This window comes from Flavobacterium sp., assembly GCF_040382755.1.
In the GTDB taxonomy this organism is placed as follows: Bacteria; Bacteroidota; Bacteroidia; order Flavobacteriales; family Flavobacteriaceae; genus Flavobacterium.
The window spans coordinates 14,958-31,189 of record NZ_JBEIET010000013.1 but is presented as its reverse complement, the minus strand read 5'-3'; the positions used below and the strand labels follow the sequence as shown (position 1 = coordinate 31,189).

The following is a 16,232-nucleotide window of genomic DNA, read 5'->3' as shown; positions in this document are numbered from 1 at the left end:
GGCACTACATTTTGGAATGGCGTTGTAAATGGTAGTTCGCCAACTTTTGCCTTTTGGAATGCAAACGAACCCAACAACCAAGGTGAAGAAGATTACGCTCACGTAACAGCACCGGGCGTAGGGCAACCTGGTTCGTGGAATGATTTAAGTAATGTTGGTGACTCAAGCGGTAATTATCAACCTAAAGGATATATTTTAGAATATGGTGGTATGCCTGGAGATCCTGTTTTACAAATTTCTACAACTTCAATCATCACTATTCCAGTTATTACAAATGTAACAAGTGCTTCAAGATGTGGAAGTGGTTCAGTAACCTTACAAGCTATTTCAAATGTTGGAAATATTAATTGGTACACAGCACCAACTGGAGGTACCCCGATTTTTACAGGAAGTTCATTCAATACTCCTGTTTTAAATGTAACTACTGATTATTATGTAGATGCTTTCCCTATAGGTTGTACTTTAGGAAATAGAGTTCAAGTTACCGCTACAATTAAGCCTGTGCCAGTAATTGGTTTTACAACTCCAAATCCTGTTTGTCAAAATACAAATACCATCCTGCAAGCAAGTACTACCATAGGTGTTATTAATTGGTATGATTCCAATACAAGTTCCACGCCAATATTTACAGGAACTACTTTTACGACACCTAACTTAAGCACTTCTACAACTTATTATATTGAAGCCATAAACAATGGTTGTCTATCTAATAGATTAGCAATTCCAGTTCAGGTTGTTCCTGCTCCAACTATAGCTGACGAAACAGTTATTTTTTGTGAGAACACCTCTGTTACGCTCCAATCTGGAATTTCAGGGAGCTCTTATTTATGGTCTACAGGTGCAACTACTCAAAATTGTGCTGTTGGTTCAGCAGGAACGTATTCAGTTGTGATAACGACACCTCTAAATTGCAATTTAACGAAGAATTTTACCGTTATTGAAAATACGGCACCAGAAATTACTTTTATAAAAGTGGAAGGATTAACTGCCGAAATAAGTATAACAGGAACAGGAATTTATGAATATTCTTTAGATAATATCCATTTTCAAAGTGCTCCAATTTTCAATTTTATTGTAGGTGGAGTTTATACTTGTTATGTTAAAGAAATAGGAACAAATTGTGGTTACGATTATGAAGATTTTGTGGTGATTGATTATCCGAAGTTTTTTACACCAAATGCGGATGGATTTAACGATTATTGGAAAATAAATGGGATGCACCTATTTCCAGATGCAAGAATTGCAATTTTCGATAGGTATGGACAACTAATTACAGTTTTAACTACTAAAAATCCGCATTGGGATGGAAGATTAAATGGAGAAAGCGTTTCTTCTTCAGATTATTGGTTTGTGGCTAATTTGGGAAATAATACTTTAGAAGTAAAGGGTCATTTTTCGCTAAAAAGATAATTTTTAATGTATTTTATTCTGAATTTCATTTAAAATATAAATATAATCTTCTTGATTTTTCACAAAATCCAATTCAGAGATATCTATAATTAAAGCATTTATATCAGTTTGCGATTTTATATATTCTAAATATCCTTGGTTTATTTTTTCTAAATAATTAGAAGAAATATCTTGTTCATAGCTTCTACCACGTTTTTTTATATTGGCTAATAACCGGTCGGTATTTTGGTATAAATAAATATATAAATCTGGTTTAGGCATTTCTTTATACATAATATCAAACATCGTTTTGTATAAACGAAATTCATCTTCTTGCAAAGTAACTTTTGCAAATATTTGCGATTTAAAAATATGATAATCGGCAACTATAAAATCTTTAAACAAATCAAATTGTGCCAAATCATCGGATAATTGTTGGTATCTGTCGGCTAAGAATGACATTTCTAAAGGAAAGGCATATCGGTTTTGATCTTTGTAAAATTTAGGTAAAAACGGATTGTCAGCAAATCGCTCTAAAATAGGTTTACCATTACAATCTTCAGCTATTTTAGTGGCTAATGTAGTTTTTCCTGCCCCAATATTTCCTTCAATAGCAATATAATTTAATTGATTTAATGTAAGATTGTTTATTGGATTTTTTAACGTTCCAACGGTAGTAATTTCCGAAGTGTCTTCACAAGAAATAAGCATTTCAGAAATAGTTTGGTTTTGTTTTGGATGTTTCCATTTTGGTGCAATATCCAGTAACGGAAACAAAACAAATTTTCTGTTTTGTACATGCAGATGAGGAATATTCAAAGTATCACTTTCAATAATTTCATCATTAAAAGCAATAATATCAATATCAATACATCTTGATTCGTATTGGGTTGAATTTGTTTTAATTCGGCCTAATTTTTTTTCTACTTTTACAATTTCACTTAGTAATTTTTGTGCCGATTTATGCGTATGTATTGCAATTGCACAATTATAAAATGCAGCACCTTCAAAGCCCCAAGCAGGAGTTTCATATACATTTGATACTTTTATTACGGAAGCCACTGTTTTATGTAAAACCGAAATACACGTTTGCAAATTTTCCAATTTGTCGCCCATATTTGTTCCTAAAGAAAGTAATACTGTATTTTGTGATTTCATATTTTGTAAAAACAAATTTGGCTTTTAACGGAGTTTTTTATTTCAACAAATTAACAAACAAATTTACATTTATACTTCACAAAAAACAATTATTTATGAACAAGGGTTATATAAGTAAGATTGAAAGTTGTATTGCTTTTAACTTAATTGATTTCAAAATTTATTTCAAATAAGTTAATAATCTTGAATTTTTTCAAATCGAAATGTAACATTTTTATTTAATTTACTACATATGTGTACATAAAATAATTAATATGAATTTTTTTAAGAATGTATTTGCAACAATTGTAGGGATATTTTTGTTTGTTTTATTAAGTTTTTTCTTTCTAATAGGGCTTGGTGTTTTAGTTAGTAGTGGAGATGATGAAGTGAAAGTAAAAGACAATTCGGTAATTCAGTTAGATTTATCGAAAATAAATTTTGATTATGCGGGTAAATATGATTCTGATAGTCCATTTAGTAGTTTGTTTTTAGATAAAGACAAAGTGGGTTTCATCGAAGTCTTAAATGCTATTGATGCCGCAAAAACGGATGATAAAATTAAAGGGATAACTATTGTAAATAACGAGTCGAGTTTAGGTTTGGCACAAAGTAAAGAGTTAAGAGATAAACTGGAAGATTTTAAAAAATCAAAGAAGTTTGTAATGGCTTACGCAACTGTTTTTTCTCAAAAAGAATATTACATTAGTTCTGTTGCAGATGCTATTTATTTAAATCCTGCTGGAGATATGGACTTTAAAGGATTAGGAACAGAAATGTTATTTTATAAAAATTTCCAAGATCAAACCGGTTTAAAAATGGAAATTATTCGTCACGGAAAATTTAAAAGTGCTGTAGAACCTTTTTTAGCGCAAGAAATTAGTAAAGAGAATAGAGAGCAAGTAACGGTTTTACTTCAATCTGTTTGGGATAATATAGTTTCAGATATTGCTAAAAACAGAAATGTTTCAGTAACTCAATTGAATGCAATTGCTACTGATTTATTAGCAAGAACTCCAGAAATGGCTTTGGAACAAAAATTAATTGATAAAGTAGCTTATGAAGATGAGTTTAACGATGCTTTAAAATCTAAATTGAAAGTAGCGAAAGACGAAGAAATTGAGTCAGTTTCAATTACAGATTATGTGGCAACTACTTCTTTAAAATCAGAAGATTATACAAAAGACGATATCATTGCCGTAATTTATGCTCAAGGCGAAATTAATGGGGGAGAAGGCGATGTAGATTATATTGGCGAAGGTTCAATCAACCGTTCTTTAAAAGAAGCAAGAGAAGATGATGATGTAAAAGCAGTTGTACTTCGAGTGGATAGTCCGGGCGGAAGTGCTTTGGTTTCCGATTTAATTTGGAGAGAAATTGAATTGACTAAAAAAGTAAAACCAGTTGTGGTTTCTATGGGTAATTTAGCAGCTTCTGGCGGCTATTATATAGCTTGTAATGCCAATACTATTTTTGCTGAACCCACAACAATTACAGGATCTATTGGTGTGTTTGGAATGTTGCCAAATGTACACGGTTTCGCTACAAAATACGGTGTAAATGCAGAACAAGTACAAACGCATAAAAATGCAGTTGGGTATAGTATTTTCGAACCAATTTCAGAAGAATATAAAACTATAGCTTTAGAAGGTGTAGATCGCATTTATAAGCTATTTGTTAACCGCGTAGCTCAAGGCAGAAAAATGACATTTAATCAAGTAGATGCCATTGCGCAAGGTAGAGTTTGGACCGGTTCAGATGCTATTAAGAATGGTTTAGTAGATAAATTAGGAAATTTAGATGCTGCCATAGCTCACGCCGCTACTTTAGGAAAAACTAAAAGTTACAGAACAGAAAATTATCCTGAATATAACAAAGATTTTGATGAATTTTTAGAAGGATTTGCGGGTGCAAGTATCTATAAATCTAAAGAAACTCTTTTGAAAGAAGAATTAGGTGAAGAAAATTATAATTTACTTAAAAAATCAAAAGTAATGCAGAACAGAAAAGGGGTACAAGCTATTATGCCTTTCCATCTGAATTTATAGTCATTGCATTCTAATTTTAAACATAACAAAAACGCCATTCTAAAAAGTTTGGCGTTTTTTTTAACACTAATTTCATTTTAAATTCTAAAGTTTGGTACTAACTTTGTAGTCTATCATAAACCCCAAATAATAACCTTATGTTGAAAAAAGTTTTAAAATGGTCAGGTATATCTTTGTTGACTGTTGTAATTGCCTTAGCGCTATTGCCTTTTTTGTTTAAAGACAAAATCAAATCAAAAATTATTGAATCTATTAATAAAAATGTAAATGCTACGGTTGCATTAGAAGACGTGAGTTTAAATTTATTTAAAAGTTTTCCAAAAGCCACTGTAACACTTGATAAAATGAGTGTGATTAACAAAGCTCCTTTTCAAGGCGATACGTTGGTATATTCAGAGAAAATAGATTTAAAAATGAGTATGATGGAATTGTTTAATGGCGAAAAAGAGCCTATGACCATTCAATCAATTGGTACAGAAAATACTAAAATAAATATTCTTTTTAATAAAGACGGAATTGGAAATTATGATATCGCAATAAAAAAAGCCGCGAGTGAAACCAATGAAAAAGAAAAACCATTCGCGTTAAGCATTCAGAATTATGAAGTAGAAAATTTAAAATTCACCTACAAAGATGCTGCTTCTAAAATGAAATTGGTTTTAGATAGCATCAATCACGAGGGAACTGGAAATTTTGAACAAGAGGTTTTAGATTTAGATACTAAAACTACAGCGAAAGTTACTTTTGATATGGATAAAAGTAATTTTATGCGAAATGTACCGATTTCATTAGAAGCTATTTTAGGTGTCGATTTAAAGAATAGCAAATATACTTTCAAAGAAAACAAAGCACTGATTAATCAGTTGCCATTAAATTTTAATGGGTTTATTCAAATGGTTGAAAAAGGTCAGGTATATGACTTAACTTTTAATACACCTTCATCAGATTTTAAAAATTTTTTAGGATTAATTCCAGTAGAATATGCAGGGAATTTAGCAGATGTTGAAACGACTGGAAAATTTGAAGTAAAAGGAAAAGTAAAAGGCAATTTATCGGATACAACTGTTCCCTCTTTTGATATTGAAATGTTGTCAAATAACGCTTCATTTAAATATAAAGATTTACCAAAATCAGTTAAAAATATTTCAATCGATACGCATATTGTAAATGAAACCGGCTTAATGAACGACACTTTCGTAGATTTAGATAAGTTGTCTTTCGCAATTGATCAAGATGTTTTTAATGCAAGTGCTCACATCAAAAATCTTACTGAAAATCCAAATATTACTGCCACATTAAAAGGTGTCATTAATTTAGCGAATGTTTCAAAAGCATATCCTGTAAAGTTAGAAAAACCATTAAATGGGATTTTAAGAGCAGATGTAAAAATGGCTTTCGATATGAAATCTGTAGAAACAAGTCAATATCAAAACATAAGAAATTCTGGTAATATTAATGTAACAGGTTTCAATTATTCTGGTCCAGAAATGGCAAAACCTGTAAGCGTTTCTGTTGCCGATTTATCTTTTAATCCATCTAAAATTAACTTGAATAAACTGCAAGCTAAAACAGGAAAATCAGATATTAATGTATCTGGAAGTTTAGATAATTTTTATGGATTTTTGTTTAAAAACCAAATTTTAAAAGGTAATTTCAATTTAAATTCTTCCTTATTTGAAGTGGCAGATTTTATGTCTCCTACAACAACTACAAATGATGAAGGAAAGAAAACTTCGGAACAAGTAAAAATTCCAAGTTTTTTAGATTGCACTTTAACTGCCAAAGCAACAACTGTTATTTATGATAATTTAAATCTTAAAAATGTTGCTGGAACTTTAATTATTCGCGACCAAGCTGTAAACTTAAAAGGACTAAATATGGCTGTTTTTGGTGGAAAAATTGGAGTAAATGGAATGGTTTCAACAAAAAATAAGGTACCTACTTTTGTTTTGGATATGGGTTTATCAGCGGTTGATATTAGCCAAACTTTTTCGATGCTAAATACGTTAAAAACTATTGCTCCTGTTGCTGATGTTATTAATGGAAAAATGAATTCAACCATTTCATTAAATGGGTTTTTAACTCAAGATATGATCCCAGATGTTAAAAGTATTTCTGGAGATTTGATGGGGAATATTTTACAAGGTTCATTAAATAAAAATAAATCGGCATTACTAACTGAATTAGATAATAAAGCTGCATTTTTAGATTTAAAAGATATCAATTTGAAAGATGTAAAAGCAGTTTTATCATTTAAAAACGGAAAAGTAGCCGTTAAACCATTTACCTTAAAACACAAAGATATTTCAGTTCAAATTGCAGGTTCTCACGGTTTTGATCAGAATATGGATTACAATTTGAAATTCGATGTTCCAGTGAAATATTTAGGAAATGACGTAAATAAATTACTTGCAAAAGTAACTCCGTCTGATGCTAAAAAAATAGAAAGTGTTAATGTAAATGCTATGATGTCAGGAAATTTCAAATCACCTAAAGTAACCACGGATGTGCAACAAGCATCAAAAAATGTAGCTTCACAGTTGATTCAACTTCAAAAAGAAAAACTTGTACAAAAAGGAACAGGAGTTTTGACTACTATTTTAAATGGAAACAAACCAAAAGATTCTACAAAAACAACTACAAAAGAACAAGTTGGTAATGCTGTAAAAGACGGTTTAAAAGGTTTATTCGGTAAAAAGAAAAACTAACTATTCGCAACATATTTATAATCATCGAAATATATATAGTTAATTTCGATGGTTATGAATGAATAGTATTGATAAAATCTATATTTAAATAAGAAATAACATTTAATAAAAGGATAAAAGCATTATTTTTTTCATGAACTTTGATAGAATTAAAATTTATTAATTATGAAAAAAATACTATTAACTACAAGTTTATTGCTAGCTAGTTTAGCATTTGCCCAACCATCTGCTACTTGTCCAGTTACAGGAAAAACAGCTGCTTCAAAAGATGCCGCTCACGCAAGTGCCGAGTATCAAGCTATGACAGCTTCACCTTCTCAAAGTGGAAGTAGTCAAGTAAACAAAAACAAGGAATGGTGGCCTAATCAATTGAATTTAGAAGTTTTACGTCAAAATTCAGAAAAGTCAAACCCATTAGGTAGTACTTTTGATTATGCTAAAGAGTTTCAAACGTTAGATTATGAAGCTTTGAAAACAGATTTAAGAGCTTTAATGACTAAATCAGAAGATTGGTGGCCAGCTGATTTTGGAAATTATGGTCCGTTATTCATTCGTATGGCTTGGCATAGTGCTGGGACCTATCGTTCAGGAGATGGACGTGGTGGTTCAAGAGCAGGTCAACAACGTTTTGCACCTTTAAATAGTTGGCCTGACAACGTAAATTTAGATAAAGCACGTCGATTATTATGGCCAATTAAACAAAAATATGGAAACAAAATTTCTTGGGCTGATTTAATGATATTAACAGGTAACGTAGCTTTAGAATCTATGGGATTCAAAACCTACGGATTTGCAGGTGGTCGTGAAGATGTTTGGGAACCAGAAAGCAATGTATATTGGGGTCCAGAAAATAAGTTTTTGGAGAGTGCAAGAATTAAAGACGGAAATTTAGAAAATCCATTAGCTGCTACTCAAATGGGATTAATTTATGTAAATCCAGAAGGACCTGCTGGAAATCCTGATCCGCTATTAGCTGCAAAAGATATTAGAGAAACATTCGGAAGAATGGGAATGAATGATGAGGAAACTACAGCCTTAAATGCAGGTGGTCATACTTTTGGAAAAACACACGGTAAAGGTCCTGCTTCAAATGTAGGTTCAGATCCTGAAGCTGCAGGAATAGAGCAGCAAGGATTTGGATGGAAAAGTACTTATAAATCTGGTAAAGGTACGGATGCTATTTCTTCTGGTTTAGAAGTAACTTGGACAGCTAAACCAACAGAATGGAACTATGGATTTTTCAAAATATTATACGATAACGAATGGGAATTGACAAAAAGTCCTGCAGGCGCACACCAATGGATTGCGAAAAACGGACAAGCAATTATTCCTGATGCGTTTGATAAATCAATAAGACATATTCCAACAATGTTAACTACGGATTTATCGTTTAGATTTGATCCAGAATATGCAAAAGTTTCAAAACGTTTTTACGATAATCCAAAAGAATTTGAATTGGCTTTCGCGAAAGCGTGGTTTAAATTAACACATAGAGATATGGGTCCAAGATCGTCTTATTTAGGACCAGAAGCGCCTAAAGAAGATTTAATTTGGCAAGACCCAATTCCAGTTTTAAATCATAAAGTAGTTTCAGCAAAAGAAATTACGGCTTTAAAAGCTGAAATTGCTGCTTCAGGGTTAACTATTCAAGAAATGGTTACAACTGCTTGGGCTTCGGCATCAACGTATAGAGGTTCAGATAGAAGAGGAGGCGCAAATGGTGCACGAATTAGATTAGAACCACAACGTAATTGGGAAGTAAATAATCCTGCTCAATTGAATAAAGTGTTACCAATTTTAGAAAAAATTCAAGCTAATTTTAATGCGAAATCTAAAGATAAAAAAGTTTCTTTAGCGGATTTAATTGTTTTAGCTGGAAATGTAGGTATCGAAACTGCGGCTAAAAACGCAGGTATGATTGTTGAAGTTTCTTTTTCACCTGGAAGAATGGATGCTTCTCAAGAGCAAACTGATGTTAAAGGAATGGCTGTTTTAGAACCAATGGCTGACGGAATCCGTAACTACATTAAAACACAATATACTGTTCCAACTGAAGCGTTATTAGTTGACAAAGCACAATTATTAACTTTGACTGCTCCAGAAATGACAGTTTTAGTTGGAGGAATGCGTGCATTGGGTGCGAATTACGATGCATCTAAACACGGTATTTTTACTACTCAAAAAGACAAATTAACAAATGATTTCTTCGTTAATTTATTAGATATGAGTACAGCTTGGAGTGCAATGGATGATAAGAAAGAAGTTTTTGAAGGAAAAGATAGAACTTCTGGAGCAAAAAAATATACTGCAACTCGTGCTGATTTAATTTTCGGGTCTAACTCAGAATTAAGAGCTTTGGCTGAAGTATATGCGCAAAATGATAACAAAGAAAGATTTGTTAAAGATTTTGTAGCTGCTTGGACAAAAGTTATGAACTTAGATCGTTTTGATTTAAGAAAATAATACTACCATCAAATTCAAACAAAAAAAAGCTGTCCATTTGGACAGCTTTTTTTATGGATTATAAACCTGTCAGGTTTATTTGTCTATCCTAAAAATGGATAACTATAATGTTCTGGTGTAACGAAAGTTTCTTTTATTGTTCTTGGAGAAACCCATCGTAATAAGTTTTGCGCTGAACCAGCTTTATCATTTGTTCCTGAAGCTCTTGCTCCTCCAAATGGTTGCATACCCACAACAGCACCAGTTGGTTTGTCGTTAATATAGAAGTTACCTGCCGCATTTTGTAAGGCTACAGTTGCTTCCTCAATTGCATATCTATCTGTACTTAAAACAGCACCAGTTAACGCATATTCAGAAGTTTGATCAATTAAAGTTAAGGTTTCCGCCCATTTTGCATCTTCATATACATAAATTGTAATTACCGGTCCGAAAAGTTCTGTTTCCATTGTAGCGTATTTCGGATTTGAAGTTAAAATAACTGTTGGTTCAACAAAATAACCTTTAGATTTATCGTAATTTCCACCAATAATAACTTCTGCATCTGAATCTTTTTTAGCTTGGTCTATATAACTTGCTAATTTATCAAATGAACCTTCGTGAATTACTGCAGTTACAAAGTTTGAAAAGTCTTCTGGTGAACCCATTTTCATTGAAGCAACATCTGCAATTAATTGCTCTTTTACTGCAGGCCACATAGATTGTGGAATATAAGCTCTTGATGCTGCAGAACATTTTTGCCCTTGAAATTCAAAAGCACCACGAGTAATCGCAGTTGTAACTTGTTTTACGTTTGCAGAAGGATGTGCAAGTACGAAATCTTTACCACCTGTTTCTCCAACAATTCTTGGGTATGTTTTATAGTTGTGAATGTTTTCTCCGATTTTTTTCCAAATTTCTTTAAAAATAAATGTGGAACCTGTATAATGAATTCCAGCAAAATCAGGAGACGCTAAAACGGTATCTGTAATCATAACTGGATCTCCAAAAACAACATTAATAACGCCGTCTGGTACACCTGCTTCTTTGAAAATATCAATGATGATTTTTGCAGAAAATACTTGGCTATCACTTGGTTTCCATACTACAACATTACCCATTAAAGCAGCACTTGCAGGTAAATTTGCCGCAATAGCTGTAAAATTAAAAGGCGTTACAGCATATACAAACCCTTCTAAAGGTCTGTATTCGACTCTATTCCACATATCGGAATTAGAAGCGGGTTGGTCTGCATAAATTTGCGTCATAAATTCTACGTTGAAACGTAAAAAGTCTATTAATTCACAAGAAGCATCAATTTCAGCTTGGTGTATGGTTTTTGATTGCGCAATCATCGTAGCGGCATTTATTTTTGCTCGGTAAGGTCCAGCAATTAATTCAGCTGCTTTTAAAAAGATTGCGGCACGTTGTTCCCAAGCCATATTAGCCCATTTTGTTCTGCTTTCTAATGCATTTGAAATGGCTTTTTCTACATGTGATTTTTCAGCTAAATGATATGTTCCAACAATGTGTTGGTGATCGTGTGGAGCCGACATATTTCTGGTGTTTCCAGTGAAAATTTCTTCTGAACCAATGTATAATGGCACATCAATTTTCGAATTCCACATTTTTTTATAGGCTTCTAAAACGTTTGTTTTTTCTGGAGAATTAGGAGCGTAGCCTTTAACTGGCTCGTTTACTGCTTTTGGTATATTAAAAAATCCTTTTAACATGTATTTGATTATTAGATTATTAGACAAATTAGATTTTTAGTAAAAACCTTAGACAAAAGTACAAAGGATAAATTGAATTCTAAAATAAATTATTCCTTCAGAAGATTTGGTTTTGTTTAATTTATGGCAAAGGGAACAACTAATTTAAAAGTAGGAATTTGAACCTTAAAAAAAGTATTATTTGAGAAATTTGCCATCGTATAAAACCCATTCATAGCACCTATAGTTCCTTTTAACATACAGCCTGAGGAATATACATATTTTTTTCCTGGAGCAATTATTGGTGTTTGTCCCACGACACCTTCACCATCAACGGTTTCTGTGTGGTTTAATGTATCGAAAATTTCCCAATGCCGAGCTTGTAATTGCACCACATCTGAACTTAAATTTTCAATTGTGATTTGATAAGAAAAGGCATACAACATTTGATACTCTTTATAGTAAATGCCTTCGTAATTTGTAATGACCGAAATTTTAATATTACTTGTAATTTGAGTAACCATTTTTAATTTTAGTTAAATCTAAATTAGTTCACTATATCAATACTATTTGCTCTTCCAATTCCAATTATTCTATCGTAACGTTCGGCGCCACCACGATAATATACTAAAACGATGTACTCATTTTCGGTTTGATAAAAATTGCCATCAATCGCGTTTTGTTCGTCAATTTGGCCTTTATTATTTACTAAGGTGTATTGATAATTGGTAAATCCTTGTTTTAGTAAGATGGGTTTTTCAAATGTTTTCGTATCGGAATTGTATTCCATTTTGTATTCATCTGAAATCTGATAATTGTTAAACATTCCCGTTACATAAATTGATTTTTCTAACGGATTTACATCTGAAGCCAAACCAAAATACACCCAAGTATAATCTGCTTCAATTGTATTTTGTGAGGCATTTAAATTATTCACAAAAAAGTTTCCATTTATGTCTGGAAAATAGGTGTATATTTTATTTTTTCGTTCTTCGTTTGTGTATAAAATGGTGTTGTAAACATCGCCAGAAGTTACTTTAAAAACTGAGTTAGAAGCCCCTCGTATATTTTTGTTTTCGAAATTTAAAAATTCATTTCCAGCCCAAAATTGGGTTTCTTTATTATATCTGTAAATGAGTTGTGTGCCAATTGTATATTGTGGTTTGATGTTATGAATAGCCGAATTCAGTTTTCCGTTTTGAAAAATAGAAACTTTTACGTTTTCCTTTGGGTTTTGTAACGGTTTATCTTTATAATCGATAAAAAATTCTATATTTTGTTTTTTATTTACGGTTTCCATATCGCGAGAACGTCTGATTGTAATGCCTACAGCCGTATCGTCTTCGTATATGATGAATTTTTTTGAAAACACAATTTCTTGATCTTCATCGAAAATTTTTACAATATAATTCCCGCTTTTAATAATTTGATTGAATTTATTTGGAAAACTCAACGTGTAATGCGAGTAAATTTGCAAACAATTTAACGAATTTTGATAGTTTTGAATTCGTTGATTATCTAAACCGTTTAAGTATTCATTTTTAAGTAATTGACTTGGTGTCCAATCGTAATTGTACTGTTCAATAGTATAAAAATAATCTGCTTCGTTACCGTATAAATCATCAAATTGTAAATCGAAATTTTCACCCAATCTAAAAAACGGAATCGTATTGTTTACATTTTGTGTAAATGTAACCGTTTTAATATTATAAGGTGGGACTACTTCTTTTTCTTGTGCCTTAGCAGATAAAGCAAGTAGAAACAAGCAAATTAATTTAATTTTAATCATAAATTTTTAATCAGATTTGTAAAATTAAGTAAATAATCATTAAAAATCTCATTTACAGTTTTTAATTTTTTCACAAAATGGTCGTTAAGATTTTATTTACTAAAATAAAATGTTAAAAAATATTATATTATTAGATTTATTTATTTAATTTGAAAACATTAATTAAATATTAACAAAAGTCCCCAATTATGAATTATTTTAAAAAAATTTCCATTGCAGTATTTCTTCTGCCATTGAGTTCTTTAGCTCAAGATTTAGATTTAACTTCTAAAATTCCATTTGATTCAAATGTACGAACAGGTGTTTTACCAAATGGGTTAACGTATTTTATTCGGAAAAATGCCAAACCAGAGAAAAAATTAGATTTACGACTTATTATTAAGGCAGGATCTATATTAGAAACAGATGAGCAACAAGGATTGGCTCACTTTATGGAGCATATGTGTTTTAATGGAACAAAAAGATTTCCTAAGAACAAATTAGTAGATTATTTACAAAGTATAGGTGTGAAATTTGGTCAACATTTAAATGCTTACACCAGCTTTGATGAAACTGTTTATTTTTTACCAATACCGGCAGATAGTCCAGAAAAAATTGAAAATGGTTTTAATATTATTGAAGATTGGGCTTTTAATACCACTTTAACACCTGAAGAAGTTGATAAAGAAAGAGGTGTAGTTTTAGAAGAATATCGTTTAGGACTAGGAGCGGACAAAAGAATGATGGGAAGATTTATGCCTAAAATGATGTATAAATCGCAATATGCAAATCGTTTACCTATTGGACAAAAAGAAGTTTTAGAAAACTTTACGTATGATAAATTAACTAGTTTTTATAAAGATTGGTATCGTCCAAATTTAATGGCAGTAATTGTTGTCGGGGATATTGATGTAAATGAAATGGAAAAGAAAATTAAAGACCATTTTAGTCAATACAAAAACCCAAAAAATGAAAAACCTAGGGTACAGTTTGAAGTTCCAAATCATAAAGAGACTTTTGTTGCAATTGAGTCAGATATAGAAGCAACAGGTTCTGATGTGCAATTAATGTATAAAGATTTAGACACACCAAAGTCTAATGTTACATTAAAAGATTTAAAAAGTGATATAATTGAAGGATTGTTTACACAAATGATTAACGCTCGTTTAGATGAATATGCAAATAGTAATACGCCACCATTTTTGTATGGTTTTTCTTATCACGGAGAAACGTATGCCAAAACTAAAAAAGCATATCAATCTGTCGCAATGTCTCAAGATAACAAGCAATTAGAAGCTTTGAAAGTTTTGGTTGATGAAAATAGTAGAGTAAAGAAATATGGGTTTAAGCAAGGTGAATTAGACAGAGCTAAAGCAGAAATTTTGGCTGGAATGGAAAAACAATTTAAAGAAAAAGACAAACAAAATTCAGAAATGTATGTTAATGAATTGCAGTCTTATTTTTTAAATAATGATCCTACACCTGGAATTGAATGGTCTTATGATTTCATTTCTGACATACTTCCAACAATTAAAATTGAAGATGTTAATGCACAAATTTCTAAATTAATTAGAGATGAAAATCGTGTGGTTATTTTGACAAGTCCAGAAAAAGAAGGTATTGTAAAACCTTTAGAATCAGAAGTTTTAGCAGTAATTAATAGTGATGCTTCTGCAATTAAAGACTATGAAGACAAAGCTGTAGCGGCTTCGTTATTGAAAAATCCAATTACTGAAGGATCAATTGTATGTAAGACTTCTAATGACAAAGTAGGCGTTAAAGTATTCCAATTGTCAAACGGCGCTACGGTAAAATACAAAAAAACGGATTTTAAAAATGAAGAAATTTTATTTGAAGCTGTAAGTTTTGGTGGTTCAAATTTGTATACTAACGAAGATTATAAAAAAACAAATTGGGCGAATTCAGGATTAACGGAAGCAGGTTTTTCGGGTTTAAAAACCAATGACATAACTAAATTTATGACAGGAAAAATTGCTAATATTACACCATATATTTCTACGACAACTGAAGGATTAAGAGGTTCAACAACCCCTAAAGATTTTGAATATATGATGCAAATGATGTATGCATATTTTACAGATTTAAATTATGATGCTGAAGCATTTGAAGCATTCAAACAGAAACAAAATACTATGTTTGCGAATATGATTTCGCAACCAAATTTTTATTTTAGTCAAGAATTTTACTCTTTTTTAAATAAAAATAACCCTAGATTTTTAGGTTTAGTGCCATTAGAAAAAGAATGGGCGTATACAGATTATAAACTTGCTTTTGATAAGTATAAAGAACGATTTGCAAATGCAGGAGATTTCGAATTCTATTTTGTTGGAAATATTGATGAAGCGCAATTTGAAAATTTAATTGAAAAATATATTGCTTCCTTACCATCGACAAAAACTAAAGAGTCTATGAAAGATTTAGGGTATAGAATGGAAAAAGGTGATGTTAAAAAGATAATTAATAAAGGTACAGATCCTAAAAGTAATGTAACAATTATGATTATGGGTGAATCGCCTTATGATGCAAATGAAGTATTACCAATGCAGTTTTTAGGTGAAATATTAAACATAAAGTTAACTGAAAAACTTCGTGAAGCTGAAAGTGGCGTATATACAGTTCGTTCTAGTGGTTCTGTTTCTAAAGTTCCTTACGGGTCATTCAGTTTTAATATTTCTTTCCCTTGTGGACCTGAGAATGCGGAAAAATTAACGCAATCGGCAATACAAGAAATGGATAAATTAGTTTTAAATGGACCTGAAGGTAAAGATTTGCAAAAAGTGATTGAAACAAATCTATTGGAATATAAGAAAAACATCAAAGAGAATAGATATTGGATGACTAATTTCACTAAAACATATATGTCATCTGGAAATCTAGAAGATATTTTGAAGTATGAAGAAAGAGTCAATGCTATTACTGCAAAACAAGTTCAAGACGTTGCCAAAAAATATTTAACCCAAGCAAAAAAAATAGGTATATTAATGCCCGAATCAAAATAATTGAATGTAAA

The 16,232-nt window shown here is 31.3% G+C and carries 9 protein-coding genes; 5 read left to right on the top strand and 4 right to left on the bottom strand.

The features are described from left to right. A partial coding sequence (locus ABWO04_RS02725; protein ID WP_353077094.1) for an Ig-like domain-containing protein occupies positions 1–1,410 on the top strand: 1,410 nt, incomplete at its 5' end. A gap of 3 nt (positions 1,411–1,413) precedes the next feature. Here ABWO04_RS02725 and folK read toward each other — a convergent pair. Then, positions 1,414–2,547 carry a 2-amino-4-hydroxy-6-hydroxymethyldihydropteridine diphosphokinase gene (gene folK / locus ABWO04_RS02720; RefSeq protein WP_353077092.1) on the bottom strand — a complete coding sequence of 378 codons (1,134 nt, stop codon included), beginning with the start codon at positions 2,545–2,547 and terminating at the stop codon, positions 1,414–1,416. A gap of 254 nt (positions 2,548–2,801) precedes the next feature. Here folK and sppA point away from each other — a divergent pair, with 254 nt between their 5' ends. The 3 genes from sppA (at position 2,802) to katG (ending at position 9,745) form a co-directional block, all read left to right on the top strand. Beyond that, positions 2,802–4,574 (top strand): signal peptide peptidase SppA, encoded by a 1,773-nt coding sequence (sppA, locus tag ABWO04_RS02715; RefSeq protein WP_353077090.1) that lies wholly within the window; start codon positions 2,802–2,804, stop codon positions 4,572–4,574. Between the two features lie 137 nt (positions 4,575–4,711). Then, complete coding sequence (locus ABWO04_RS02710) at positions 4,712–7,282, top strand: AsmA-like C-terminal region-containing protein (RefSeq protein WP_353077088.1); 2,571 nt, start codon at positions 4,712–4,714, stop codon at positions 7,280–7,282. A 165-nt stretch (positions 7,283–7,447) separates the two neighbouring features. After that, complete coding sequence (gene katG, locus ABWO04_RS02705; RefSeq protein WP_353077086.1) at positions 7,448–9,745, top strand: catalase/peroxidase HPI; 2,298 nt, start codon at positions 7,448–7,450, stop codon at positions 9,743–9,745. A gap of 83 nt (positions 9,746–9,828) precedes the next feature. Here the strand turns inward: katG and pruA are convergent, their stop codons facing one another. The 3 genes from pruA to ABWO04_RS02690 all read right to left on the bottom strand — a co-directional run bounded on the left by pruA (position 9,829) and on the right by ABWO04_RS02690 (position 13,222). Then, positions 9,829–11,454: an L-glutamate gamma-semialdehyde dehydrogenase gene (pruA, locus tag ABWO04_RS02700; protein WP_353077084.1), complete on the bottom strand. Its 1,626-nt coding sequence runs from the start codon at positions 11,452–11,454 to the stop codon at positions 9,829–9,831. Between the two features lie 116 nt (positions 11,455–11,570). After that, entirely contained in the window at positions 11,571–11,957 is a 387-nt protein-coding gene (gene apaG, locus ABWO04_RS02695; protein WP_353077082.1) for a Co2+/Mg2+ efflux facilitator ApaG/CorD, read from the bottom strand. Positions 11,958–11,980: 23 nt separating this feature from the next. After that, the gene (locus tag ABWO04_RS02690; protein ID WP_353077080.1) at positions 11,981–13,222 is read right to left on the bottom strand and encodes a type IX secretion system plug protein; all 1,242 of its coding nucleotides are present in this window, start codon (positions 13,220–13,222) and stop codon (positions 11,981–11,983) included. A 188-nt stretch (positions 13,223–13,410) separates the two neighbouring features. Between ABWO04_RS02690 and ABWO04_RS02685 the strand changes: the two genes are divergently transcribed. After that, the gene (locus ABWO04_RS02685) at positions 13,411–16,221 is read left to right on the top strand and encodes a M16 family metallopeptidase (protein ID WP_353077078.1); all 2,811 of its coding nucleotides are present in this window, start codon (positions 13,411–13,413) and stop codon (positions 16,219–16,221) included. The last annotated feature ends 11 nt before the right edge of the window (positions 16,222–16,232 follow it).

What these genes read in the sequence shown, in the direction of transcription:
- folK (WP_353077092.1), bottom strand. Translation starts at nt 2,547, where the DNA reads ATGAAATCACAAAATACAGTATTACTTTCTTTAGGAACAAATATGGGC.
- sppA (WP_353077090.1), top strand. Translation starts at nt 2,802, where the DNA reads ATGAATTTTTTTAAGAATGTATTTGCAACAATTGTAGGGATATTTTTG.
- ABWO04_RS02710 (WP_353077088.1), top strand. Translation starts at nt 4,712, where the DNA reads ATGTTGAAAAAAGTTTTAAAATGGTCAGGTATATCTTTGTTGACTGTT.
- katG (WP_353077086.1), top strand. Translation starts at nt 7,448, where the DNA reads ATGAAAAAAATACTATTAACTACAAGTTTATTGCTAGCTAGTTTAGCA.
- pruA (WP_353077084.1), bottom strand. Translation starts at nt 11,454, where the DNA reads ATGTTAAAAGGATTTTTTAATATACCAAAAGCAGTAAACGAGCCAGTT.
- apaG (WP_353077082.1), bottom strand. Translation starts at nt 11,957, where the DNA reads ATGGTTACTCAAATTACAAGTAATATTAAAATTTCGGTCATTACAAAT.
- ABWO04_RS02690 (WP_353077080.1), bottom strand. Translation starts at nt 13,222, where the DNA reads ATGATTAAAATTAAATTAATTTGCTTGTTTCTACTTGCTTTATCTGCT.
- ABWO04_RS02685 (WP_353077078.1), top strand. Translation starts at nt 13,411, where the DNA reads ATGAATTATTTTAAAAAAATTTCCATTGCAGTATTTCTTCTGCCATTG.